This is a genomic window from Paenibacillus sp. L3-i20 (genome assembly GCF_022180385.2).
Taxonomy (GTDB): domain Bacteria; phylum Bacillota; class Bacilli; order Paenibacillales; family Paenibacillaceae; genus Pristimantibacillus.
In genome coordinates this window covers 1,828,342-1,854,813 of sequence record NZ_BQME02000001.1, presented here as the reverse complement: position 1 = coordinate 1,854,813, position 26,472 = coordinate 1,828,342, and the positions used below count along the sequence as shown (strand labels likewise).

The window sequence follows — 26,472 nt, the reverse complement described above, 5'->3', positions numbered from 1 at the left end:
TTGTTAAAATCAAATTTATGTAGATGAAAGGACTTAATTATATGCTCTCTTATTATTTTCGTCCAATGACCAAAGAATACGCATCTCAAATTTGCAGTTGGAAGTATGACGAACCCTATTCCATTTACAATTTGGATGGCAGCGACGAAACAATAAATGAACTCATGAGCGATGAGTACTATTGTACATTGAATAGTAAAAACACCCTCATCGGTTTCATTTGCAGTGGAAATTCTGCTCGTGTTCCAGGCGGTTACCCCGCAGGTATTTATAATAATGACAAGCTCGTAGATATTGGATTAGGACTTGATCCTGACTTGACTGGCAAAGGTAAAGGTGTAGATTTCTTATCCCACGCGCTTCGTTTCTTAAATACACATCATAACGCCCAGCAATTTCAGCTCGTTGTTGCGACTTTTAACGAAAGAGCTATTAACGTATATGAGCGCGTTGGGTTTAAAAAAGAGGTCCATTTTACAAGCATGATAAATGGTCAGGAAACTGAATTTGTATCGATGACCTACGTATGTGAAGAACGTTAAAGCAACTCCTACGAAGGTTGATCTTAGCGCCGAAAAAAGGGCTTGAATTTTTTTGGTTTAATGTTATCATTATCGATAATGATAACATTAAACCATCAGAAAGGTTGTTATACAAATTGAGCGAATCAAGAGCAGATTTAATCCTCCATCCCATACGAATGCGAATTATTCAAACCTTAGTTGGCGGGGCGCAATTAACCACCTTGCAAATATCAGAACGAATGCCAGATATTCCACAAGCGACGATGTACCGCCATTTGAACAAACTGCTTAAAGCTAAACTAATTGAAGTCATCGAACAAATCCAAGTGCGGGGAACTATGATGAAAGTGTATGTCCTAACTTCGAACGGAGGAGAAATTCCGACTCAAGATTTAAAAATGATGAGCTCCGAAGCGCATATGGAACTATTCATGAAGTTTGTCGCTTCCTTAATTGGAGATTATGGAACATATCTTCAGCAGGAAAACTATGATCTCGAACAAGATGGCGTTTCGCTAAGACAACTAGAGCTTCATTTAACGGATGAAGAATATATGGAATTGCTTCAAGGAATGCGGGCACAAATGGCAAAACATATCGAAAATAAGCCTACTAACGAGCGCAGAAGAAGAAATATTGTGACGATGGTTATTCCTGGAGTGAAGCATAATTAACTTCCATTTGAGGAGATGATAGTTGATGACATCCACTAGTTCAGCTGATCGAAACGAGACTCAACAACAGTTTCAAACTGCAGTAAAAAGGGCAATGTACTTTATTCCTTTGTATTTATTAGTTCCCGCGGCCTTCTGGTTAATATTCCATTACAGTGGTACAGAAATGGAATGGAAAGCGTTTGGTTTAGGCGCTCTCGGATGGACAATTGCCCTTTTTCTAAGAGGACCACTAAGTGCAATTGTCATGAAAATGCCAAAGGACAAAGCCGCCAAAATTATTATAGGTTCTTCAGGCGTGTTTGAAGAAAGTATTCGTGTTGCCCTGCTATTACTAACTAGCATGTCGTATTCTTGGGCACTTTCCATCGGCCAAGGCTGGGCAGCTGTGGAAGTACTCTTCACGGTCATCAACCTCATTGTTATGGCATCACTAGCTAAACGTACAGATGATAAATCGATGCAAGCGAAAGAAATGCTCAAGCTGCAAGGAAATTTGAACAAAAGCCCGTTATGGGGCGTCATAGAACGAGTTTTTGCAAGCGCATTTCATATTGGCTGTACATTAATAGTAGCAAAGCACCCTTGGACGGTAGCGATACTCATTCCTTTGCACAGCTTCTTGAATTTAGCCACCTTCAAATTTTCGAAAACATCCATTGTCAAAACTGAAATATTATTGGCTATAATCGGCACTATTACGTTTGTTGCAGGCATCCTCCTTTTTCATTACTAAATATACTTCGTTCATAATTATGTTAATTGTCAGCCTTTCATCTTCTTCCACACTTGCTTATGAACCTAAAGTGGTATTTTTCATTTATAATCGAAGACTAGGTCAAATATCTATGATATGGTAATAGAGTTATATAAACCCTATATAAACAAAATAAAAAGAGATATTACCAACTTCGGGGGCGACACAAATGATAGAGGAAATGATCCAACTAGACGACATTGGATTGAACGTAAAGTATGCAATAACGGATAAACCAGTTGTTCTATTTCTACACTTTAGTGGTGGGAATCTGAACATGTGGGACGGTATCCTACCACAATTCGAACAGAAGTACAGCATCATCGCTCCTGATTTTCGAGGTCACGGTAAATCCGACAAACCTATAACTGGATATCACATCGATGATATGGCTCATGATCTTTATTTACTGTTGCACCATTTAAGCGTCAAACAATGCCATATTATAGGCAGCTCCATGGGAGCAGAGATTGGACTCAGTTTTGCTGCGTCACATCCAGAAATTGTTCAATCCTTATTATGTGAGGGTGCTATATACAACGAGTTTGGGGAACATGGTTTATACAATGGGACAGCCGAAGAAATAAAACAGAAAAAAGCCATTCAGCAGGTTCAATTAGCCCAAAGAATCGAGCGGATATACGATACGAAAGAAGATTATATTAGAGAAGAACAAGCAAAACTGACTGAGCAGGGCATATGGAATGAATATTTCCTATCCTTCTTTGCAAACAATCTACAACCGCTGAACAATGGAACCTTTACTTATTGCTACCTAAACCGTGTAAGAACCGAATATATTCAAAAATATTGGGACCTGAAATTCGAGGAATATTATAAAAAGGTGCAATGTCCCGTTCTATTTCTTCCTAGTGAAGAAGAGTGGGCGAATGAGACCATTAAAAGCAGTCTCCATACGTTTGCGAGTTTACTAGATTCATATGAAATTGAAGTGATAGAAACCTCTATCCACGCTTATGTTTGGATGCAACTTCCAAAGGTTGCAGGCGAGGTAGCTAAGCGATTTATACAAAAAAAATCATGGTTGTAATTAACCATTATTAGCAACAGCAAACAAGAACCAGCTCTTGGGGGAATTTCTACAAGAGCTATTCTATGCGCTTTTTATCGAACTCCAACTTCTCTCCAACTATCATTTATGGCAGTAACCTTTTTGTTACTACGTCCTCTTCTGTCCAACTAGTCCATAGAAAAACAATTCCAGCAGTTGCTCCATGCCCCCAGCTATACGTTCATCATTTGAACCTTCCCAATAGCGACTCAGCTCATTTTTGAACATTGTGAAATAAAACATTGTCATCTCTTCCGTTTGATCCTGATGAATATAACCCTCGTGTTTCCCTAATGCGACAAACTTTATAAAAAAGGGCATTGCCTTTTGCTCGTTAAACCGGTCCATTAAATATGCGATACTCGTTATCTCGGATGATACTTTCGGTAGCTCCGCCGATAACATCGATAAATTTCGAACCTCCAAAAGCATAATTTCCTTGGTCTTCTGAGGAAAGGAAAGCTCTGAATGGAAAATGCACTCATATTGTTCTAACTGCTTGTCCATCCAATTCATAAGCATATCGCTATATAACTGCTCTTTTGTTCCGAAATAATTATAAATAGTCGCAGCTGATACATTGGCCTGCTGGGCAATCTCATGCACACTGACCTTCTGAAATCCGTGTTTTGCAAATAATTGATAGGAGACGCTGAATATCTGCTCCATTTTTTTTCGTTTACGTCGTTCGTAGCCATCCATCTTTTTCACCTCAACTCCAGTTTAATCCAAGTTTTAGAGTAATTCAATAAATTGAGTATAAAACTATTGCATTTCCCATAGTATGAAATTACAATAATTTTAGAGTAAATACAAACGATTACTCTAAAACTATATAGGTACAAGTAGCGTTTGCATGTAAAATTCATGATGGGAGTGTGTTCAATTGAAACAACTGCAAATTCCTTTATTTTTGCACGATATTTTTGGTGAGAGACAGTCTCTTGCCTCTATTATGACGATATTGCTTTCTGGCGGGCTGTTGACCGCTACTTTGTATGTCATATTCCCTGGGCTAACAGATAATTTGCCATTATGGCGCACCCTACTTGCACTACTATTCATTTTCGATATATTTTCCGGGTGTATAGCTAATTTCACAGCCTCGACCAGTAACTTTTATGCAGCTAGAAAAAAGAATCGGATCGTATTTATTACCATTCATTTTCATATCGTGCTTGTTGCACTTCTATTAGGGACAGATATCTGGTACTCCATTGGAGTTTGGGCTTATACAATAACGGGGGCATTTATCGTCAATGCGCTAATCGGTAAACGTTCGCAACTCTTTGTTGCAGGCGTGCTCCTGTCTATTGCACTCGGAGGCATTCCACTACTGCCAGATATACAACCCTATATGCAGACCATCTATTTATTATTTGTGCTCAAAGTGTTATTTAGCTTTGCCGTAGATCATTATAGTAAAGCTATAACTAACATTGGTGACGAAGCATGAGCGCTCCGTATAAAATTTGCAGACTAACAACGGGGGACAAACCTGCATTCGTGTCACTTATGAGTGAGGCATTTGCCAGAGATCCGCTGTTCTTACACTTGTTTGGTGATTCTGAGCTCGATGAGAAAGCAAAAAATAGTATGGTAGCCTTTGTTTCCTTTATGTTTGATAAAAGTTTTTTGCCTAACGAGGAAGCGTGGGGTATTTTCGAAAGTGATAACTTGCTTGGCACTTACCTTATTGAGAAACCTTCAGTAAGTAAGCTACAGAATATAAAGGGTACACTATTTACAGTCCTCTATTTGATTCGATTGATTCCTAAAATATCGGAAAAAGCATTGAGCCTCCTTAATACGTATATGCGCATCACCAGACCCGCTTCCCCCTCATTAACGCATCACTACCTCATTATGATTGGAGTAAAACCGGAAGTTCAGGGAAAAGGAGTCGGTAAATCCTTGTTGCTGCACCTATTAAATAAAATAAATATGAGTGATACATCTCAAGGGGTAGCTTTAGATACTGAAAATATAGAAAACGTAAACTTGTATCAAAGATTTGGGTTTATTTTGAAACGAGAAACACAAATTAATCATGTACCTGTTTACTGTATGTTTTATCAAAAAAAATGAGGAAGTATAGAGTGAAATAAATCATTCGATGTGAGAGAACTTTATAATAATGGCTCTATTAATTCATTGTATAACACAACAACAGCTATTTAGATTGAATAAATTTTGGGGTTATGATTGATCATTTCGGCGCCTAGTGCTTACAACTTCCAACGACAGGTCATCGTTAACCTATCTCCTTGCAGTTCCGCTGTCAGCGTACCGCCCATCTTGTCCATCAAGCTTTTGGCGATGGAAAGTCCAAGCCCCGATCCTTGGGTGGATCGGGTTCTGTCGGCTGTATAGAAGCGGTCAAAAAGCAGGCTCACGTCGCTGCTAAACAAACCCCTCGCTTCATTCACAATCGTCAGGCTCGCTATCTTCTCTTGCCGCGTAAAGCGAATTTCTACCCCTCCGACCGCATACTTGATCGTATTCACTAGTAAATTTTCGACGACTCTCCGAACAGCCGATTCATCGGCGTATATAGTGACCTCTTCTTCCGGCAACCGGATGTCCGGTGTAATGTCGCGCTCGTTAAATTGGTCATAGAAACCGATCAGAATGTCGGACAACAGAACTGTCATCCCAATCCGCTCGGTTCTAAGCCTATAATCTGATGATTCAACTACAGACAACTCGAAGAAATCGTTCAGGAGCGCTTGCAGTCGTTTCGTCCTATTTTTGACGATTGTAATGTACTCAAGCTTCTCCTCAGGCGTAATGGACTTAGCTTCTAGCAGTTGAATATAGCCGAATATGGACGTCAGCGGAGTACGAATATCATGGGAAATGTTCGCAATCGCCTGTCGAAGCTCATTTTCGGTTCGTCTTCTACGTGCCTCCGCCTCGATCACGAGATTGGCTTGATCATTAATTTGTACTGCGAGCGCCTCTAGCCTCCTATCGAATAGAGATACGTCGATTTTTTTGTCGGTGGTCCGTTCGTTGTAGCAACGTAGCTGCTCCGTCATCCGTCCCATTTCCCTTCTAAGCAGAAGTAGACGGACAAGCAAGAGAGCCGCTACAGCAATCGATACGATTGTTATGATTAGCAAGACTCCCTCGCCCCTCTTAATCGTTATTTAATTTCCTTCCTGCGGAACACAAGAATACCAAGTAGCCCCGATACGACAATTGTCACCAATGGAACGATCAGAAGTTTTGGAATATCTCCACTATCGATACTGGTCTGGCCGATATAACCGACTAGCTTAAAGATCGAGTAATCATACAATGTTGAAAAAAAAGCAATTTTCTTACCTAAACCGACTAAAACTGTATCGATCATTAGGAAAAAAATTAATGAAAATCCGATCGTCTTACCGCTGTCAGTAAATACGACAGTAAACAGCGCTCCAATCGATGCGAAGGCCACCGTAAACAATAATGTAAGCCCAATTGCTCTCGGTATAAAAGAAGCTTCAGCTCCCTCTGGCAAATGTCCGAAACCAGAAAGCAGCGATACTTCGAGTGTGCTTACAATTGGAAATACAAGAGAGAGAATCATTGCTCCAAGCGAAAATCCGATCAGCTTGGCAATGTACAACTTTGCCCGCACGTTGCCTGATGATGCAATTGTCTTCATTACGCCTGTTGAATATTCACTAGAAATGAAGAAACCCGCCAGAACCGCTATGCTGAATTTAACAATTAGAGTATTGCCTGTAATAAAGTTAAACAGAAATTGTACTCCTGTCATCTGCGGTGAGCCTTGGGACAAATTATCGAAATAGTAGAGCAGTGGGTACACCAGTGAAAGAATCGCTATTATAAGTATCATTGTCCGGAATACTCTATCCTTGCGCAGCTTGAACAGCTCGGCTTTGATCAGATTATACATGAGGGACACCCCCGATGCGTTTCGTGAAAAAGCTCTCCAGATCTTCACCCATCGGCATAAACTGCTCGATTGCAAGGCCCGCAGAGAATAGTACCGATGAAACTTTGCTTGGTTGTTCAATGGCGCTGTATAGCTTAATAGCACCATCTGGCATCACTTCGTAATCGGTTGTACCGAGCTCAGTCTGAATAACCGTTGTCGCCTTATCGGGATTATCCACCTTTATCAGTACGTACTGCTGGCATTTCCCGTATAATTCCTGAGCAGTAAGCTGCTCTAGCAACTGACCTTGGTGAATGATTCCGTAATGGCTAGCAAGCAAGGACAGCTCGCTTAGAATATGACTGGAGATTAGAATGGTAATCCCTCGCTCACGATTAAGCCGCTTAAGCAGTTCACGCATTTCGATGACGCCCATCGGATCGAGCCCGTTGGTCGGCTCATCCAAAATTATAAATTCTGGATCACCCAGTAGAGCGATTGCAAGTCCAAGCCGCTGCTTCATACCGAGTGAGAAATTTTTCGCTTTTTTTCTACCCGTTCCTTCCAAACCGACTAGTCCAAGTATATCTCTGACAGAATCCTTACCGGGGATACCACGAAGAATTCGATTCGCTTCTACATTCTCAAAGGCGGTCATATGAGGAAACAACGCAGGGCTTTCGATAATCGAACCGATTCGTTTACGAGCTTCGATTAACGATTTCTCGTCGCTAGCGCCGAACAGCTCGATCGTACCATTGGTCGGAAAAGCAAGTCCGGTCACGATGCGTATAAGCGTCGATTTGCCTGCTCCATTTTGCCCAATAAAGCCATAAATGGCGCCTTTACGTATAGACAAATTCACTTTGTCTAGTGCTGTACTGCCTTTGAATTTCTTTGATAACTGATTCGTTCGTAATACATATTCACTCATCGCCATCTTGGCCTCCCTTATGTGATAGACCAAGAATATAAACGAAAACTTAAGAGAAGCTAAAGCGAATACTTAAGAATGTCTTAAGGCTTAAGCCGATATCCAATACCCCATATCGTTTCGATAAATTCGCTACCAGGTGCAGCCTTTGCCAGCTTGCTGCGCAAATTACTCATATGGACGTTGACCGTGTTGTCATCTCCATAAAATGGCTCGCCCCATACGCTTTCGTATAGATTTGCTTTTGTGAATACCTTTTTCGGTGCGGAGAGAAGCACGGCGAGAATCTCATACTCCATTGCGGTCAGTGCAAGCTCCATCCCATCGGCAGTCACCGATTTCGTATCACGGTCCAGTACAAGTTCCTTGTGGAATAGTATCATGCCTTGCACAGCCGGCTGAACTTTCTGTGCATACCGACGCAGATGGGAATCAATTCGTGCCGATACTTCCTCGATATCGAACGGCTTCGTAATGAAATCATCCGCGCCGCTTCGTAGCAGCGACACCTTAGTCTGCTGCTCACCCTTAGCCGAAATGATAATAACCGGTATATGCCCCATTTCGCATATCCGCCCGAGTAACTCCTCACCTGTCATACCCGGTAACATTAAATCAAGCAGTACCATGTTCCATTGTCGTTGCTCCAAATAAATAAGCGCCTCCGTGCCGGAGAACGCGGGCTGTGGAATATAACCACTCTTTCTTATAATGTTACATAGCAGCTTACTGATGTCGTCATCGTCCTCGGCAACGAGAATATGTATCGAATTGTCCATCTAATCTCCTTGTATAATCCGTAATAAACTATCTTTCATATGTACTCTATCATTCTGCACCAATCATTCCATTCATAATTACCATTTTATATGAAATTAACCTATAACAAAAGAGACCTCTACTATTCGGCGTTAGCCGTACGTAGAAGCCCCTTATATTTAGCCATTTACTAGCTTATTGTTGAACAGGCGAAGAATTGTACGATACAAACTCTCCTACTGGCTTGCGATATCCACGCGCTCTTTCCTTTGTTGTATCTGCTTTACCCATCGCAATGAGTAGTGCAGGAACATACTGGTCCGGAATATTTAATATTTGACGAAGAACATCAGGATCAAACCCGATCATGGGACAAGTATCCCATCCTTTATCCTTAGCAATTAACATGAGCTGCATAGCTGACAAGCACGCATTACGAATGGCATCTTCCTTCTGGAATGTTTCTCCCCGGCTATCGTAAAAGTTGTTAACATCTTCAACTTCTTTATCAAATTCCTGTTTGCTTAATATACCAAGATGGAGCATTCCTTCATTAATACGAGATATTTCTTTGTAAGCTTTTGTGTCTCCCAAAGCAATGATTAATGCAGATGCTGTTTTAACTTTATATTGCTTGTAGGCAGCTTCATACACTTTTTCTTTAAGGTCATTGTCTGTCACAACCACATAGTGCGTAGGCTGAGTATTAAACGCTGAAGGAGCAAATTTTGAAATAGAAAATATTTCGTCCAAATCAGACTTTGGAATCTCGACTCCACTTACAAACTTCATAGCTGAGCGTCTTGACTTAATGAGTGTCTCTAAATTATTCATAGTTACCATCCTCCATAGTCTTATGCTGCCTATAATTAAGTAGTATAGAGCTTCCTTTCTGGATAATCTATGAAAATTTATTTCAAAAAAAGATGATTACACCCAGAACCCTCTAATTCATTCATATTTAATTTATTTTCTTATGAAACGATTCTTTTTATATTAACTTTTATTTTTAATGTCCGATAAATACAGAATGGAATAATTATAAAATCACCCCAGCAACTTGTTGTCTTACACCATCAGAGAGGGGTCATCACAGATGATCAAAAAATTGTTTACCGGCTATAAATCATCAATATCAAAACAAATGATGTTATTCCTTGTTTTGCTTATTGTTATCCCCACCGTCGCTCTAAGTCTATCCTTAACGCATATTGCACGTAGCCAATTGGAGCGCGAACAGTTGGCCCAAGTCGAAGCCGTAACAACGATGATTACACAGGTTCTTAACAATTCTTACAGCGATTATTCCGTTACAATTGATAGTTTTGCAGATTTACGTATAGCTTCTGGAGAAAGCCCAGAGGCGCATATCCAAGATCGAATCGTCCATATTGAGGGAGATATTGACAACGTATTGGCCGCATTCATGTATTATAACAAGCAATACTACAACTCTACTCAAGCGCAAAGGGCATCTTTTGATCCCACTACTCGTGAATGGTACAAAAAAGCGATTCAAAATAAAGGTCAAGTTATAATGACTCCACCCTATATCGATGAAGTAACGAAAAGTTACGTCATTACGTTTGCCAAGACGCTCTCTGATGGTTCGGGCGTAGCTGGAATTGATATCGCCCTCGATCATTTAAATGAATTGGTAAGTACATATAAGATCGGAGATCAGGGCTATGTCAGTTTGTTCGATCAGAACAACGTAACCATGTCGCATCCACGATTCAAGCAAGGTGAGCCGCTTCAAGACGAGCGCTTCGACGTGATGCGCAACCAAAATCAAGGTTCTTTCATGTTCGGAGAAGGAGAGCTTAGCGAGTATTATCAATTTAACAAGGAAAATTCACTCGGACTAAATGTAGTTTCGGTCATTAATTGGAACGAAATCGAACAGAAGACAAAATCTTTATTACTTACTTCAATCCTGTTCATCGTGCTACTGCTTTTCCTTATTGCCTTGTTTACATGGATATTCATGAAGAAGACAGTACAACCCATCCTGCAATTGAAGAAACTGACTGACTCTATCGCTAATGGCGATATGACCGTACGGTTCGTCGGTAACCAAAGAGTAGATGAAATAGGGCAATTGCAATCCAACTTCAATACAATGTCGCAGTCATTGTCCAATGTATTGCTGCAAATTGCCGATCATTCGGAGCAAGTAGCTGCTTCATCGCAGCAACTATCGGCAAATTCAGAGCAAAATGTTATAACGCTCGAACAAGTCGCTAACTCTATGCAAGAAATATCATTTATGTCCTCCGATATGAATGAAAGCATGGGCAGTGTTAAGCGAACAGCTGGACTTGCTAAACAAGAACTAGGAAATGCAATAGACATCATACATGAGAGCACCGAGCTGTCGCAATTAATTAATGGCCTAGCCAATAAAGGCGAGAAATCTCTTTCTGCTACAAGACAACAAATGAATACGATTGTCGAGCATTCTACCCGTTCAAAACATGAAACATTGGAGTTGAACCGGGTCGCAGGAGAAATTAACGAGGTAACTAGCTTTATACAAGGGATTGCTTCGCAAACGAATTTACTTGCACTAAACGCTTCTATTGAAGCTGCACGAGCTGGTCACGATGGCCGTGGGTTCGCCGTAGTTGCTCTAGAAGTAAGAAAGCTTGCTGATCAGACAGGTGCTGCCGCCGATAAAATTGCTGTCTTAATTGGAGATGTACAGGGTCGAACCCGCAACATGGTTGACCGCATGGAGGAAGGTGTAGTATCTGCTGCCGCCGGAAATGCTATGACCCAATCAGTCGAACAACAGTTCACGGAGATGTATGAAGCAATTGGTCGTATCGTCGACCAACTCAGCCAAGTAGCTAGCGTAGGTAAGCGGCTTACGCAATCGAATGAAGCGATGATTGTGGCGTTCGATGAATCGAGCACCTTGAGTAAGACGACGTCACAAGAAGTCGAACTCGTCGCTGCTGCCAGCGAAGAACAGAACGCTTCGATGGAGGAAGTTGCTGCCTCTGCCTCACATCTTGCTGGAATTGCTGAAGAACTCCAGTCACTGGTACTTCGATTCAAATTGAAGTAGATGTAATAGATATAGTGATCTGTTGTCAGTAACAAATTCAATACAAGCTAATGCAATGTGAACATAACGCTTTGCATTATAGTTATATCCCCTTCAAATAAACACTCAAAAGACCATCATGTATGTATGAGGAATGAGTGAACATTTGGAGGGGATATTTTTATAATTAGGTAAGGAGAGATACTTCAAACGTATATAGGGAAATGTAAGGCAGAGGCGGTTAAATCCTAATTTAGAAAGAAATTGAAGATTCAATTAAGCTATAAGAGAGAATTAGTTATGGCAAAAAGTGACCTGGTAAAAGCGCTTGCAAAATTAAAAGTATTCGCTATAATAATACTTGTATACAAGTATACTAGATTGGGGCGATGAATTTATGACCGAAGCTCGGGAATTTCTATATCCATCCAAATGGCTTTCAAAAGCTTCAGCTGGTGATCGCGTATCCTGCGAACTTAGAATGCGCATTATTTGCGGGGAGATTGGAAGCGGTACCATATTATCTGAAAACAAATTAGCTGCGGATTTTGCTGTCAGTCGCTCACCAATTCGTGAAGCGTTAAAAACACTGGCATCTGAAAATATCATTCGTTTAGAAAGAATGGGCGCCGTTGTAATTGGTTTGTCCGAGAAAGAAATAGAAGAAATTTATGATGTCCGTTTACTTATAGAATCATTTGTATTTGAACGACTTGTAAAAATAGATACGAATGAATTAGCAACGGAACTTAGCAAAATACTTGAAATGATGAAAGTTTCAATCAAATATAATGATGCTGATGAGTTTTCATATCAAGATGTGTTGTTCCATGAAACAATTGTTCGTGCAGTAAAACATTCACACATCCTAATGATCTGGAATAATTTGAAACCCGTAATGGAAAGCCTGATTCTTATGTCGATGCGTGTTCGTTTAAAAGAAAAGGTTGAAGACTTTACACGGATTATAAAAAATCATGAGCTTTATATTGAAGCGATTAAAACAAAAGATAGAGATCTCATGATTAAATCGTTACATCAAAACTTTGATGATGTTCAAGGTAGAGTAGACGATTTATGGATTTCTCAGCAAATGCTTTCTAAGGGAGTAGTACAACCAAATGACTAACTATATGTTAGCTATCGACATCGGAACTACAAGTACAAAAGCTGTTTTATATAGTGAACAAGGTGACGTCATCGCGCAACAAAACATAGGATACCCGCTTTATACACCTGATATATCAACAGCTGAACAAGATCCAGAAGAGATTTTTCAGGCAGTACTACAGGCCGTTTCAAATATTATGAAACATCATTCACAAAAGAGATTATTGTTTGTTTCTTTTAGCAGTGCCATGCATAGTGTCATTGCAATGGATGAAAGTGACTTGCCGCTAACGCCTTGTATCACCTGGGCTGATAACCGAAGTGAAGCATGGGCACGAAAAATTAAAGCTGAGCTAAATGGTCATGAAGTGTATAAACGGACAGGAACACCGATCCACCCTATGTCACCATTGACTAAAATAGCTTGGATAGTGAATGACCTACCTGAAATCGCTGTCAAGGTTAAAAAATATATCGGAATTAAAGAATATGTTTTCAAAAAGTTCTTTAATCAATACGTTGTCGATCATTCCCTAGCTTCAGCTATGGGTTTAATGAATCTCCACACACTCGATTGGGACGAAGAAGCTTTACAAATTGCTGGTATAACATCTGCGCAGCTGTCTGAGCTCGTACCAACAACTAAGATATTTACCAACTGTGATTCAGATTTAGCAAAACAGATTGGTATTGATCCGCAAACACCATTTGTCATCGGTGCTAGCGATGGTGTCCTATCTAACTTGGGTGTAAATGCAATACGAAAAGGAGAAATTGCCGTCACAATCGGGACAAGCGGTGCTATTCGCACCATTATCGACAAACCGCAAACTGACGAGAAAGGAAGGATATTCTGTTATGCCCTAACTGAAAACCATTGGGTGATTGGCGGGCCGGTGAACAATGGGGGAATGGTTCTTCGCTGGATCCGTGATGAACTTGCCTCATCAGAAGTAGAAACAGCGAAAAGACTAGGAATTGATCCATATGATGTTTTGACTAAGATTGCTGAACGTGTAAGACCTGGATCTGATGGATTGTTATTCCATCCATACCTCTCTGGTGAGCGTGCTCCATTATGGAACCCGGACGTACGCGGCTCATTTTTTGGTTTAACAATGTCACACAAAAAAGAACATATGATTCGAGCAGCCCTAGAAGGGGTTATATATAATTTATACACCGTATTTTTAGCACTGCTCGAATGTATGGACGGTCCTGTGACTCGAATTCAAGCTACTGGCGGCTTCGCAAGATCAGATGTTTGGCGGCAAATGATGTCTGACATATTCGATTCCGAAGTAGTTGTTCCAGAAAGCTACGAAAGCTCTTGTCTAGGTGCTTGTATTTTAGGCCTATACGCCACAGGGAAAATCGAATCATTCGAAGTCGTTTCCGAAATGGTGGGCACAACCATCAAACATACACCAAATGAAGAAGCAACAAAAGAATATAGTCAATTGCTTGCGATTTTCATTAGCCTATCCAGAGTACTAGAAGAGGACTACACGAAGATTGCTAATTATCAAAGAGGGCTAACAAAACAACTATGAATTTAATCACAGGGGGAAATTACAATGCCATTAGTTATTGTAGGAATTGGAATTTTAGCATTATTAGTTCTAATAATGGCTTTCAAATTAAACACCTTTATTTCATTAATTATTGTTTCGTTCGGTGTCGCTTTAGCACTTGGAATGCCGCTAGATGAAATTGTAAAAACAATTGAAGCTGGAATAGGCGGAACTCTTGGTCACATAGCTCTAATCTTTGGTCTCGGCGCAATGTTGGGTAAATTAATAGCCGACTCAGGCGGTGCACAACGAATTGCAATGACTCTTGTACACAAGTTTGGCGAAAAAAATATCCAATGGGCTGTTGTAGCCGCTTCCTTCATTATCGGTGTGGCGCTATTCTTCGAAGTAGGATTAGTATTGTTAATTCCAATTGTATTCGCAATTTCAAGACAGCTAAAAGTTTCTATTCTATACCTTGGTATTCCGATGGCAGCCGCTTTGTCTGTCACACACGGTTTCTTGCCTCCTCACCCAGGTCCGACAATAATCGCGGGTGAATACGGCGCAGATATTGGTGAGGTTCTACTTTACGGTTTCATTATTTCAATTCCAACTGTACTTATTGCTGGTCCCCTGTTTACTAAGCTTGCTAAAAAGTTTGTACCTGACTCATTTACGAAAACAGGCAATATCGCTTCATTAGGAGAACAAAAACAATTTAAACTAGAAGATACGCCTGGATTCGGCATCAGCGTATTTACGGCAATGCTCCCTGTAATTCTAATGTCGATTGCGACTATTATTACTTTGCTTCAAAAGACGTTAGGATGGGAAGACAACAGCCTGCTTGCAGTTATTCGCTTCCTTGGCGACGCTTCAACTTCCATGTTAATTTCTTTGTTAGTTGCAGTTTACACAATGGGAATCGCGAGAAAAATTCCGATCAAATCGATTATGGAATCTTGTACAACTTCAATTAGTCATATTGGAATGATGCTTCTAATCATTGGTGGAGGCGGAGCCCTCAAACAAGTATTGATTAATGGCGGTGTAGGCAAATATGTAGCAGAGTTGTTCGACGGAACTTCTATGTCACCAATCCTGCTTGCATGGATGATCGCGGCAATTCTACGTATTTCCTTAGGTTCAGCAACGGTTGCAGCATTAACAACTGCTGGTTTAGTTATCCCGATGCTCGGACAATCTGACGTTAACCTTGCTTTGGTCGTGCTTGCAACAGGCGCAGGAAGCTTGATCGCTTCCCACGTTAATGATGCTGGTTTCTGGATGTTTAAAGAGTATTTTGGTCTAACTATGAAAGAAACATTTGCAACATGGACAGTGCTTGAAACAATCGTTTCTGTATGTGGACTAGCATTCGTTCTATTGCTAAGTTTGGTCGTATAAATCAATATTTCAAGGCAGTAGCCTCTGATATAAACTTAGTATCTTCTACGTGTATATCAGAGGTTTTTGCTTCTTATTGATATCAATTACGATAACTCAATACATATTCAATCGAAAATAAATAGCCAGTCGCCCCTTGATTTCAGGACGACTGGCTATTGAACTTGAAAGGCGCATTGTTCCCTGTTTCAAAGACAAGGAGCAGTCCTCTTTCGCTTTACTTATCTCTTAGGCTTTCGTTGCCTTAGATCCATACTAATCTTTTTCCACTTTGCTTTTTCATTCGCTGCCAGTCTTTCATTCTCTTTGCGTGCTACATAAGCCAGCTCACGTTGGAGTTTGAGATAACTGTCAAAACGAGCTTGTTCCAATGATCCGTCCGCTAATGCCGTACGAACAGCACAGCCGGGCTCTTTCGCATGCTGACAGTCGTTAAATCGGCATGCCTCGACAATCGAATCCACATCGTCAAATGCACCACGGAAACCTTCATCGGCCTCGAGCAGTTGCAATTCTCTCATACCGGGTGTATCAATCATCAGAGCGCCACTCGGTAATTGAACGAGCTCGCGATGTGTCGTCGTATGGCGACCACGATCGTCTCCACCACGAACGCCATTAACTCGTAGCATGTCAGTTCCGCTTAATGTGTTAATCAGAGTAGATTTGCCTACTCCCGATGAGCCTATCAACGCAATAGTGTTACCCACGCCCAAGTAAGGTTCGAGCTGATCTAGCCCTTCTCCTTGTGCGGCGCTGACTACATGAATAGGTACACCAATCGCAATTGATTCTACTTCTGCCATGCGTGCATCCAGATCTTCACACAAGTCTGCTTTGCTTAGCACAATTACCGGCGTAGCGCCACTTTCCCATGCCAGGATCAAATATCGTTCCATCCTGCGTATATTAAAGTCATTATTTAAGGCATTTACTAAAAATACAGTATCAACGTTCGCTGCTACAATCTGCTCTTCTACCGTATCTCCAGCTAATTTGCGAGAAAACTTACTTTTACGCGGAAGTATAGTGTGAATCGAAGCTTTTTGTTCCTCCGGACGCGGTTTTATGACAACCCAGTCACCAACTGCAGGAAAATCTTCTCGACCTGTCGCTTCAAAACGCAGCTTGCCTGTTACTTCGCCCAAGAGCTCGCCATACTCACTTAGCAGGCGGTATATTCGTTTATGCTCCAATGTAATCCGGCCCACATGGTAGCCTTGTTCAGCATAAGCGGCAAATAGTTTGGAAAAATACTCATTCCAGCCTAACGATTGTAATACTGTATAGGTTGTTTGTTGATTCACTACGGATTCCCCCTGTAATTGGTTCATTCATTTGGCAATAACGCCAAGACCAGTCACAGTCGAATCCTCATTTGGAAAACAAAATTATTGTTCGCTTAAAAAGAGGATTCCTGCGACCCCGACTACGACACCTTCAAAAACAGTTAAACCTTCCATAAAACATCTCTCCCTTCAAGCCAATCCAGCTGGCTTGCTACTATGATTCCAAATTATTGTAACATGCAATGAAGCATTGCAAAAGAACAAAACGATCCTAAAGGCTCTTTCATCACCCTATTTACTGGATAAAAAAAGATTATGAAGTTATGCATATTTCCGCAAAGTCAAACGCGCCTTTTATTATAAAATTGATACATAACTGCTCCCACTGCGCCCACCGTTCCACAGATGATATCAATCATCGTGTCCGTTAAACTCCCATTTTGCGAAACAAGTCCGAATATATGGTCGACCGTAAACTCATATATTTCCCATACACCAGCCATTGCAACAGAGAAGTAGAAGGAAAACCAGATGAAGATATTGGAAGGCAGGCTACTCAGTCCATTACGCTTAACCATTTTGCTCAAAAGGAATTGTCCTACGAAAAATAAAATAAATCCAGACATTAGATGTTCAATTTTATCTAAATAAGGGATTACCGCATACAAATTAAATAAATTTGCGAGCATCATCGTAATCACGATAAAGATCAGCACCGAGAAGCGCAGCAGGGGAGGCAGTTCACTCTTTGTCCAAGTAATTAAACCCCTAAAGAGCAGCAGGACGATTATGATGAGACCAGCTTGAAAACATTTGCCATAAGCTCCGATCATGCCAAAATAAATAATTGATACTCCGCAGATGACATAAAGCACTATTTCAAAAGCAACATTTAACCTATGATTTCTATCATTGTCTGGCATAGAAGCTCCTTCCTTTTGGCCGAATTTGTACTATTACTATTATCCATGGCTTATGTAACCGATTAAACCTAATAACTATCTCTCCTTTATATTGTTTCAAAGCTCATCATTAACTATCCATACCATAGATGGTGGAATTTGTTTGGGAGGAACCCACCAACAAGATGTTTAGGCGAGTTAGAATATTTGTGATATCCAATTGAACTTATCTATGCAAAGCCCTTACAAACTTAGTGGCAACATGGTATTCTTTATTAAGAACAAACACTTCTTTATAAACTCATGAAAAGCGAGGGGAATTTATGAACGATGTGATTAGTTTCCGCAGGACAAAGCTTTTTGTAATACTGATAGTGGTTCTGGCATTCATGACAACAACTACAAATATTGGACACGCGCAAAATGGTGGGGATACAGTTGTCCGTTCTCTTCAAGGAACGATTACGAATGAAAGCGGAGGGCCTGTTGCAGGGGCCAAAATCGAAGTAGGTGCTTATACTGCCGGACTTGGCTTCCGTATAGTCGCTTCAGCTATCACTGATGTGAACGGATATTATACGGTTCCTTCATACACAAGATATCTTGGTGATGAAGTATTCGTCATTTTGACTATACAAGGAAATGTGATCATTAATACATTGCAATCTGAAACGTTTAACTTTCAAATACCGCAACAGAGAGCGACAGTAACTGGGAAGATTACCTACATGGATGAGTACGAAACACCTATTGCTGGATATCCGTTGCGCTTGAACGTATATCTTGGTAACGGAGGAAGAATAGATATCGCATCTACCGTAACAGACTCAGAAGGGAATTACACATTTTCATTCATAGCAGGTCAATTTAATTCCGTATACGGACCAAATATGTTCAAATTAATATTTAATGATCATTTTGATCAAGTATTTGAACTACTTCCGGGAGCACATCGCACTGTTAATTATCAGACAGCTGACATAAGACCACCATTTTTAAACGGGTATTTAGAAGGTGAAATTATTGACCAATGGGACGTTCCTGTTGATAATGCCGTTGTTTCGTTAGTGGGGACGAATACACCCATATTCCAAGCTGGGAACTACTTCAGTGCAGATGTACTTCGGGGAGGCAACCACACGCTTAAAGTTATAGCGCCCGGCTATTTGCCCCTTGAACAGAATATCGTTATTAATGGCGGAAGACAACAACTGCGACTAAAGCTCATTAAAAGTAATCAACCCCCTGTTGTGGAGGCGCACGCAGAACGAACGCCAGATCGCAATGGCTGGTATAACAAGGACGTGACAGTCTCCTTTACAGCGCAGGATGAGGACTCGCAACTTACTATTGATCCTCCAATACAAGTAACAACAGAAGGAGCTAATCAAGTCATAAGCGGTTCCGCAACGGATAGCGGAGGATTAACAGGAACCGGAAACATCACGCTTAGCATCGATAAAACAGCCCCTGTAACAGAAGCGTCTGTATCGGGTAACGTACTTAAAGACAACTGGTATCGTTCAGATTCCCTTGTAGCTCTAACGTCTAACGATCAATTATCTGGTGTGGAGCGTACCGAGTACAGCAATAATCAAGGTAGCACTTGGCTGCCTTATAGTGAATCGATTGCAATTAAAGAAGATGGCAAGCACACTCTCCTCTTTCGAAGCACGGACCGAGCTGGCAATACGGAAGCAACGAAATCGGTTGAAGTAAATATCGATAAGACACTTCCAACTCTGAAACTTAAACTTAACACGTATAAACTCTCACCAGTCAACCGTAAATTCAGACCTATTGAAGTCACTGTTGACAGTGCCGACAATGGATCAGGAATAGCTGCGGTCGAGTTAACTTCCATTACAATAACTGAATCAAAAAAAGCTTATATACCTAAAAAAAACTCCTCTGATATTCAAAATGCCGACTACGGCACAAACGATACTTCCTTTAAGCTTCTTGCCGACGTTTCCAAAAAGAACACATCACGTGAATATTTAATCACCTATACCGTGAGCGATCAAGCCGGGAATACCACAACATCATCAGCCATTGTTACTGTGACGAAGAGCAAGCAGCATAATGATGATGAGGATGACGACGATGACGACGATAATGATGATGAAGATGATGAAGAGAATGACGATGATGATAACGAAGATTAGTAAGGTAAAAGGAGAGAGAAACGGGGCTGCTAAGTCGCAGCCCCGTTTCTCTTAATATTATTTTTAACTGTCTATGGTGGTAGGAGATAGTTGATTATTTTCATTCATATTCCTTAATAATTGACCTCCAAATCCCGTTCCTTGGTTTTGCTTGTATTAAATAAAATGAACAAATACTCATTTCCATCCACTGTAATATATTGTTCGTAAGTACTCTTTTTATAAGGCAACTTGTCTATCTCCAGCTCACTGAACTGCTCAAGTAATGATTCCTTGAAAATTGGAAGTGAAACATTCCTATCTTTTTCAATAATACCGGCAATCAAAGATAGTTTATAATCATCTTTCCCGGGCGTATATAGTGTAGTAACTTTTGCCGGAAGTGAACGATTACGCACATAGTCTAATTTTTTTGCATCAAAATAAGTGATTTCGACGATTTCATTTCCCTTATCCAAAATTTTGTAGCCTATACTAGTACTTTGATTCACAACATCAATCTGATAGCCCTTGCTATAAAATAAATCTTTAACTGCATCCGAATATTTCGTATTAGCCATAAAACGATTATATGTACGCCATATATAAGCCGAAGCTTCCTCGCGGGAAATAGCTTCATTTGGTTTTATTTGATTGTGTTCGCTAATCAATAGTCCTGCTTGATCCAAATATTGCAAAGCTTCCTTCGCATTGGCGCTAACTTCGTTAGTATCCTTATAGGGCTTGCTCCATTTAGTTGGCAGTGACTCTAATGAAAGATCAGATGCTTTCATGATACGATAAATTCCCAATAAGAACTCTTGCCTCTTTATAGGTTCATAGGGTTTAAATTGTTTTTTAGATTTTGTCTCAATAAAGCCCATTTGATAAGACAATACATCGTCATCCGAAGGATAATCAGTAAATGCGTCTTTCTTCTGCTCGATCTCATCAGTACCCGACAATGACTTGTACAATTGAATGAATTGTCTTGTAGCTACAGTACGAGTCACATCTGACTTATAAAATCCAAGATCGTGTTTGTTGATGAGACCATGTAGCGTTGCCTTTTCAATATCTGCGGATGCCCACTTGCTTGGACCTGCAGATGGGAATACTTCCATCGGAATTTTTGACATATCAAACAAATGTTCTGTGCTTTTTCCGTATATAATTTGCCCGCTGCTATTGTTTCCCCAGCCCCATAATGAGCCGTCCTTCTTTTGCAAAATAACATGCTGTGATCCAGATGCATGTTTAGAAATCTTGCTCCAGTCACGATCCAAGCCCATTTGACGAGGCTTGCCGGAAAAGTCTTGACCCCAGCCCCAAATTGTCCCATCCTTCTTCAAAGCATAGCTGTCATTCCCACTCGCCATCACATCTATCCAATCGTTGTCTTTACCGATGCGAGTAATTTTCAATACTTTCTCAGCCAATCCCCTCTCAATTTGCCCAGCAAAATTAGCTCCCCAGCCCCATAGTGAGCCATCCGGCTTTAGAGCCAACGTATGATCAAATCCAGCCGTAAGTGATTTCCAACTTTCTTTGGCGATTTTCACTGGAGTCGTTTGAGCCCCTGCCGTTTTCCCATTGCCGACAGTTCCTTCTAAATTTACTCCCCATCCGTAGGTCGTCCCATCTTTTTTTACGCCAATCATATGAAACTCACCTGCGATTACGTTGCTCCAGTCCTTATCCTTGCCCACCTGCACAGGCTTAGATCGATTCCTAATATCACCGGTTCCTAGTCCTCCGAATGGATTAAATCCCCATGTCCATAATGTACCGTCTGTTGCAATGGCTGCACTATGAGCATAATTGCTCGACACCATTCTCCACTTTTTATTGATACCAATTTGAACAGGCTTCTGACCATTTTTTGTTGTCCCGTTACCAAGTTGACCTGCATCATTAAATCCCCAGCTCCACATTGTCCCGTCCTTTTTAATGGCCGTCAAAAAATGTAATCCCGCACTAATATATGCCCAATCTTTTTTTCCTAATGACTCAACGTAACCCTTTAATCTAGGGATTCCTTCTAAATACCCCCATATTGACAGCGTGCCGTCACTTTTTAATGCTGCCGTAAAAAAAGCTCCTGCTTCAATCTGCTTGTAACCAGTCTTTTGCGGAGCTGCCTGTATTTTACCCGAATCTAGTAATGTGGTTAATGCAAGAAGCACTGATAAAAATAAATATGATAGTTTGAATCTCATTTCGACATCTTCCCCTATGTTTTTACTCAGAGTACCACAATTCGACTATTGTGGATATATTGCCTACGTTGTTTATAAAAACAAAGGTGTATACAGCACGTTAAGGACATTCGCTTGCAATGCAATGGACTCTGAACCAGGACAATCTTCTTGAAAAATACCTTGTAATTCTACCAAAACTGGCTTCTTCTTTGCACCTTAAATACATAACTAGTAGGGAAACTTTCACTCGTTTAAAAAATTAAATAAATGGGTTTCATACATTGACTATTACAACCAAAAGCAAATAAAAGTAAAACTAAAAGGCATGAGTCCAGTTCAATACCAGATTCATGCCCAACAAATCATATAAAAGTGTATACTATTTAACTTTACAGAATAAGTCCTTCTCCGCCTAAGGATTTCCTACTCTTCTTTACTCATAGCGACAGAACCATCTTCGATTTTAATAATTCTTTTGCACTTTTTTGCGACGTTCTCGTCATGAGTTACAATAACAATCGTTTTACCATTTCGACTCAATTCTTCGAAAATCCCCATCACTTCTTCGCCCGTCTTTTTATCTAAAGCACCTGTCGGTTCATCGGCGAGAATAATTTCAGGATTATTTGCAAGAGCTCTGGCTATTGCTACTCTTTGGTTTTGACCTCCAGACAATTCTCTCGGCTTTCTTTTCAACTTTTGTGCGATACCCAACTCATTTGCAAGATTTAATACAATTTCATTTCTAAATCTTTTCCTTACACCTGCATATTCCAGAGGAAGTGCAATATTTTCATAGACATCGTAATCATCGAGTAGCGCGAAATGCTGAACAATGAATCCAAACATCTGATTTCTGACCTTGGCAAGTTTTCTACTTTTGAGAGTAGATAAATCCTTGCCTTCCAAATAATACTTTCCTTCTGTACTATTATCCATACATCCGAGAATGTTCAGCAAGCTTGACTTTCCAGAACCTGAAGGACCCATGATAGCTACCATTTCGCCTTTTTCAATATTTATATTGATATTTGATAATGCTTGAAGTTTTGAATCACCGTGTCCGAATACTTTTCCTATATTTTTCATTATTATTAAACTCATTATTGGATCCTCCTTAATAAACGATTAGCCTGCACCTTCAGGATATAAATCGTAGGTATGACCGCAATTAATAAACCAAGGACTATTGCCATACCGCATAGCTGGATAAACGTTGCGATCTCAAAGTGAATAAATCCTGAACCACTAACTAATGTTATTCCGGCATATGTTAAGATCAATGAGATGATAATAAGTACAAGCACTTCATAAATGATTCTTGAAACAATATCAAAAATGCTGGCGCCCGTTAGGATATGAATCCCAAACTCATTGTATCTCTTCATAATTGAATACAACATGTTAGACACTATACCAATAGAAGAGATAACTATAATGATAACAAAAAGTGCATTAATAATAGTTGTCTGCTCCTGATACAATTTTTTGTGCTTTTCCAGCTGATTCATAGCATTTATTCCACGAATATCATAAAAGCCCATCTCCCTTGATGTTTCAGTAATTTCCTGAATAATTTGCTTATGTCGCTCTTCTTGGGTAATGAGAACCATGGAATGCATAATATGATTATATAGATTAAGTTTATAATTAATGTTTTGTTGTTTTTGCACCTTATCGTCATTAGAAATATTCAACCTAATCTCATTTTTAGGGAACACAATATAATTTTCTAAATTCTTAATGTTATTAAGGGGAAGCTTCGCATCAGTGAAGAATTGATTGGATTCTAGAAAACCAATGATCTTAAGTTTACTAATAACTCCTGTTTGCTCATTCTTATGTTCCCATATATCTCCAATACTAAATAAATATTTATAATTTCCTCCTAGCAATACGGGAACCGTTTGCTCCTCATTATTATGAGTGAAGTCGGTTTCAGAAAACGATCTTCCTTCTGATACTTTCAGAGGAAAGTACTTTATGTAATTAGCCTCAATGATCAATGCATTCGCAGCTACATATTTATTCCCTTGATCTTCTAAAAAATATTGAGTAGTCATAACAAAATCATCGCTATTTCGAAAATCCTTTACCATTAATCGGTCTCCCTGATAACTTATATGTACGAAATCAGTAGATGTTTTTAGATAATTATTAAATTTTTCATAACTAATCGGTTTGACATCATTAAATAAATCTTTCTGATACTCTTCGTTATTACTTAAAGTATATATCTCTCTCTTATCAAAATAGTTTACAACCGTATTATTGCTACGATTTAACCCTTCATTTATTTGGATCGATGAATACAAAAGTATTAAGGATACCGATATTTGCAGAACCGCTATTATCATAAATCCTACTCTTCTGGATAAACTATGAATAGCAAATGTTATATTTCTCACATTATCAGCCCCCTTTAATTATTTCATTGGGCTGTAGTCTGATAGATTGAACAACCGGAACAACCGCTACCAAGCAACCGACAACTAGAACAAGAACAAACCCCGCCGTGGTTGAAAATAGATTTATACTATCTCCAAATATCAGCGGAGTAATCTTAAATCTAACTACGCCAATATATACTATTTGGGCGATAAGATATGCTACGATTGCAAGTGAGATATAGTCTTTTAATATCTTTACAGATATATTCCAATTGCTTGCTCCAACCGCTTTTCGAATGCCGATTTCTCTCCTCTTACTTTCAATATAAAAATTGGTTGTGTTCAAGATGTTCATCAGCAGTAAAATAATAATAACCCCTGTAATACTCAATGAAAACAATCGATTGGTAAGTAGTTCCTCCAAATAACTATTTGAAGTTTGAGTATTTAGTTGTGTTAAACTTGTTTGATTATTTATATTTTTGATCTGATTATTCAAATGATAAAAGGATTCTTCTGTTGAAGAATTCAGATTGTAAATCGTCCATAAGTCACTGTAATACTGTAGGTTGTCAGATTTCAATAATAATTGATCCAAATTCAGTATAAATAAATCGTCGAAACTCGAACTTCTATTCGAGTGTCCTAGCTTTCCGATAACATTATAGTCCTCGTCATCATATCTGATATACTCTTGATCATTTTCCATAAACGTCAAATATTCGAGATTCTTTCCAATCACCGCAACCTTCTGACCTTGCCCCATATCCTGGCTTGTTACAAACCGCCCCGAGATTAACGGCACCTGTAGTGAATGACCACTTTTTAAATAAATTGCCTTACCATAATATGGGCCTAGTATCAAACCATTTTTTTGAATAATAATATCATCTCCAGCATCTAGTGCTGTTATAAAATTAGTTCCAGATATTGATTTAGCTCCCAGAATCTCAAAGGAAATGGAATTTTTATTTTGCAATACATTCATTTCTGCTATATTTTTATAGGCCGATTCCAATGTATTCGTCGTGACAGACATAAATAAAGATACTATAAAAAAAATAATTAAAATAAATGCCTTATGCTTCATTAGTTAACCTCTTCCTACAAAACGATCTCACATTGTTCATTTGGCATGGTTTTAAAAAAAAACATCTGGTCGAAATTAATGAAAATTGCTTGTAATCTGGTTATTTATACCAAATTAATACTATTTCTCGTCCCAAGCAACAGTGACACCATTTACTGAATGATTAATATAGGCAATATTGTACGACCAGCCATCAACCTGATCTGTCTGGGCATAACCTGTACTAGTTACATCGGAAACCTCTCCATTAATAACAATTCTTGCGCCAACTGTTTGTCCTGCATCTTTAGTCCAAGCAAATCCATACTTTCCAATTCCACTCACATTAACTGTACTTCCCCACGTTGGTGCGGCATGCGCAGCAGTTGTGACGCCAATCAATATTGCAGCAAGTGCAATACCAAAAAGTTTAATGTTCAATGATTTACTAAGTTTTTTCATAATATTCCTCTTTTCGTATTTTATTGGTTTATAAAATTATAAGTACATGATATTTCATTTCGACCAGATATTAGAAATGATATACTATCAAATCCATTATGACAACCTTATTTAGGAAATTAAAACAAATTAGAGGTGTTTGACTGTTAAGTGGGTTTTTATTACAGGTTTCATATTCCAACTTGTGTAATACTTAATCACATATTGGGAACTTGTATAAAAGGGAACTCCACTCTAATTCCCATTGAGTAATAAGAGTAAGTAGAAGTTATACCGAAGCTAGTTTTAATACAATCACCCGCCTGATTATTTCT

24 protein-coding genes and 1 pseudogene are annotated in these 26,472 nt (G+C 39.6%); 12 read left to right on the top strand and 13 right to left on the bottom strand.

Translation table 11 applies throughout. The features are described 5' to 3' along the window. The first annotated feature begins 65 nt into the window (after positions 1–65). The 4 genes from MFF31_RS08745 (at position 66) to MFF31_RS08730 (ending at position 3,006) form a co-directional block, all read left to right on the top strand. Positions 66–542, top strand: coding sequence for a GNAT family N-acetyltransferase (locus MFF31_RS08745; protein WP_248565433.1), 477 nt, complete (start codon positions 66–68; stop codon positions 540–542). Between the two features lie 17 nt (positions 543–559). Further along, entirely contained in the window at positions 560–1,198 is a 639-nt protein-coding gene (locus MFF31_RS08740) for a helix-turn-helix domain-containing protein (RefSeq protein WP_309296664.1), read from the top strand. A 25-nt stretch (positions 1,199–1,223) separates the two neighbouring features. Further along, the gene (locus MFF31_RS08735) at positions 1,224–1,934 is read left to right on the top strand and encodes a YhfC family glutamic-type intramembrane protease (protein ID WP_238187641.1); all 711 of its coding nucleotides are present in this window, start codon (positions 1,224–1,226) and stop codon (positions 1,932–1,934) included. A gap of 190 nt (positions 1,935–2,124) precedes the next feature. Then, on the top strand, positions 2,125–3,006 hold the full coding sequence (locus MFF31_RS08730) for an alpha/beta fold hydrolase (protein ID WP_238187640.1): 882 nt from the start codon (positions 2,125–2,127) through the stop codon (positions 3,004–3,006). A gap of 129 nt (positions 3,007–3,135) precedes the next feature. Here the strand turns inward: MFF31_RS08730 and MFF31_RS08725 are convergent, their stop codons facing one another. Beyond that, on the bottom strand, positions 3,136–3,729 hold the full coding sequence (locus MFF31_RS08725; RefSeq protein WP_238188535.1) for a TetR/AcrR family transcriptional regulator: 594 nt from the start codon (positions 3,727–3,729) through the stop codon (positions 3,136–3,138). Between the two features lie 184 nt (positions 3,730–3,913). Between MFF31_RS08725 and MFF31_RS08720 the strand changes: the two genes are divergently transcribed. Both MFF31_RS08720 and MFF31_RS08715 read left to right on the top strand, forming a co-directional pair. After that, the gene (locus MFF31_RS08720) at positions 3,914–4,483 is read left to right on the top strand and encodes a hypothetical protein (protein ID WP_238187639.1); all 570 of its coding nucleotides are present in this window, start codon (positions 3,914–3,916) and stop codon (positions 4,481–4,483) included. A 59-nt stretch (positions 4,484–4,542) separates the two neighbouring features. Continuing rightward, positions 4,543–5,115 (top strand): GNAT family N-acetyltransferase, encoded by a 573-nt coding sequence (locus MFF31_RS08715; protein ID WP_238188534.1) that lies wholly within the window; start codon positions 4,543–4,545, stop codon positions 5,113–5,115. A 140-nt stretch (positions 5,116–5,255) separates the two neighbouring features. Here MFF31_RS08715 and MFF31_RS08710 read toward each other — a convergent pair whose 3' ends face one another. The 5 genes from MFF31_RS08710 to MFF31_RS08690 form a co-directional block, all read right to left on the bottom strand. After that, positions 5,256–6,152 carry a sensor histidine kinase gene (locus MFF31_RS08710; RefSeq protein ID WP_238187638.1) on the bottom strand — a complete coding sequence of 299 codons (897 nt, stop codon included), beginning with the start codon at positions 6,150–6,152 and terminating at the stop codon, positions 5,256–5,258. Positions 6,153–6,175: 23 nt separating this feature from the next. Further along, positions 6,176–6,937: an ABC transporter permease gene (locus MFF31_RS08705; RefSeq protein ID WP_238187637.1), complete on the bottom strand. Its 762-nt coding sequence runs from the start codon at positions 6,935–6,937 to the stop codon at positions 6,176–6,178. After that, positions 6,930–7,853: an ABC transporter ATP-binding protein gene (locus tag MFF31_RS08700; RefSeq protein ID WP_238187636.1), complete on the bottom strand. Its 924-nt coding sequence runs from the start codon at positions 7,851–7,853 to the stop codon at positions 6,930–6,932. Before MFF31_RS08700 ends, MFF31_RS08705 begins: the two co-directional genes overlap by 8 nt. An 83-nt stretch (positions 7,854–7,936) precedes the next feature. Next, positions 7,937–8,632 carry a response regulator transcription factor gene (locus MFF31_RS08695; RefSeq protein WP_238187635.1) on the bottom strand — a complete coding sequence of 232 codons (696 nt, stop codon included), beginning with the start codon at positions 8,630–8,632 and terminating at the stop codon, positions 7,937–7,939. Positions 8,633–8,807: 175 nt separating this feature from the next. Beyond that, on the bottom strand, positions 8,808–9,446 hold the full coding sequence (locus MFF31_RS08690; RefSeq protein ID WP_238187634.1) for a nitroreductase family protein: 639 nt from the start codon (positions 9,444–9,446) through the stop codon (positions 8,808–8,810). 262 nt (positions 9,447–9,708) lie between these two features. Between MFF31_RS08690 and MFF31_RS08685 the strand changes: the two genes are divergently transcribed. The 4 genes from MFF31_RS08685 (at position 9,709) to MFF31_RS08670 (ending at position 15,698) form a co-directional block, all read left to right on the top strand. Beyond that, on the top strand, positions 9,709–11,685 hold the full coding sequence (locus MFF31_RS08685; RefSeq protein ID WP_238187633.1) for a methyl-accepting chemotaxis protein: 1,977 nt from the start codon (positions 9,709–9,711) through the stop codon (positions 11,683–11,685). A 376-nt stretch (positions 11,686–12,061) separates the two neighbouring features. Further along, complete coding sequence (locus MFF31_RS08680; protein WP_238187632.1) at positions 12,062–12,793, top strand: GntR family transcriptional regulator; 732 nt, start codon at positions 12,062–12,064, stop codon at positions 12,791–12,793. Beyond that, a complete protein-coding gene (gene gntK, locus MFF31_RS08675; protein ID WP_238187631.1) occupies positions 12,786–14,327 on the top strand; it encodes a gluconokinase in 1,542 nt (513 codons plus the stop codon). The genes MFF31_RS08680 and gntK overlap by 8 nt, the downstream gene beginning before the upstream one ends. A 24-nt stretch (positions 14,328–14,351) precedes the next feature. Then, entirely contained in the window at positions 14,352–15,698 is a 1,347-nt protein-coding gene (locus MFF31_RS08670; RefSeq protein WP_238187630.1) for a GntP family permease, read from the top strand. A 221-nt stretch (positions 15,699–15,919) separates the two neighbouring features. Here the strand turns inward: MFF31_RS08670 and rsgA are convergent, their stop codons facing one another. Next, the gene (gene rsgA / locus MFF31_RS08665; RefSeq protein WP_375541282.1) at positions 15,920–17,032 is read right to left on the bottom strand and encodes a ribosome small subunit-dependent GTPase A; all 1,113 of its coding nucleotides are present in this window, start codon (positions 17,030–17,032) and stop codon (positions 15,920–15,922) included. A gap of 296 nt (positions 17,033–17,328) precedes the next feature. Next, positions 17,329–17,910, bottom strand: a complete 582-nt coding sequence (locus tag MFF31_RS08660) for a DUF2238 domain-containing protein (protein WP_238187628.1) — start codon at positions 17,908–17,910, stop codon at positions 17,329–17,331. A 368-nt stretch (positions 17,911–18,278) separates the two neighbouring features. Between MFF31_RS08660 and MFF31_RS08655 the strand changes: the two genes are divergently transcribed. After that, on the top strand, positions 18,279–20,057 hold the full coding sequence (locus tag MFF31_RS08655; RefSeq protein WP_238187627.1) for a carboxypeptidase regulatory-like domain-containing protein: 1,779 nt from the start codon (positions 18,279–18,281) through the stop codon (positions 20,055–20,057). 113 nt (positions 20,058–20,170) lie between these two features. Here the strand turns inward: MFF31_RS08655 and MFF31_RS08650 are convergent, their stop codons facing one another. Further along, the gene (locus MFF31_RS08650; RefSeq protein WP_238187626.1) at positions 20,171–22,255 is read right to left on the bottom strand and encodes an RCC1 domain-containing protein; all 2,085 of its coding nucleotides are present in this window, start codon (positions 22,253–22,255) and stop codon (positions 20,171–20,173) included. Between the two features lie 229 nt (positions 22,256–22,484). Between MFF31_RS08650 and MFF31_RS08645 the strand changes: the two are divergent. After that, positions 22,485–22,607, top strand: a pseudogene (locus tag MFF31_RS08645) (IS3 family transposase); the annotation flags it as partial. 53 nt (positions 22,608–22,660) lie between these two features. Here MFF31_RS08645 and MFF31_RS08640 read toward each other — a convergent pair. From MFF31_RS08640 to MFF31_RS08625, 4 genes are all read right to left on the bottom strand, one after another. Then, on the bottom strand, positions 22,661–23,341 hold the full coding sequence (locus MFF31_RS08640) for an ABC transporter ATP-binding protein (protein WP_238187625.1): 681 nt from the start codon (positions 23,339–23,341) through the stop codon (positions 22,661–22,663). Then, positions 23,341–24,645 (bottom strand): FtsX-like permease family protein, encoded by a 1,305-nt coding sequence (locus tag MFF31_RS08635; protein WP_238187624.1) that lies wholly within the window; start codon positions 24,643–24,645, stop codon positions 23,341–23,343. Before MFF31_RS08635 ends, MFF31_RS08640 begins: the two co-directional genes overlap by 1 nt. 4 nt (positions 24,646–24,649) lie before the next feature. Continuing rightward, positions 24,650–25,717 (bottom strand): ABC transporter permease, encoded by a 1,068-nt coding sequence (locus tag MFF31_RS08630; RefSeq protein WP_238187623.1) that lies wholly within the window; start codon positions 25,715–25,717, stop codon positions 24,650–24,652. Positions 25,718–25,837: 120 nt separating this feature from the next. Further along, positions 25,838–26,158: a hypothetical protein gene (locus MFF31_RS08625; RefSeq protein ID WP_238187622.1), complete on the bottom strand. Its 321-nt coding sequence runs from the start codon at positions 26,156–26,158 to the stop codon at positions 25,838–25,840. Between the last annotated feature and the right edge of the window lie 314 nt (positions 26,159–26,472).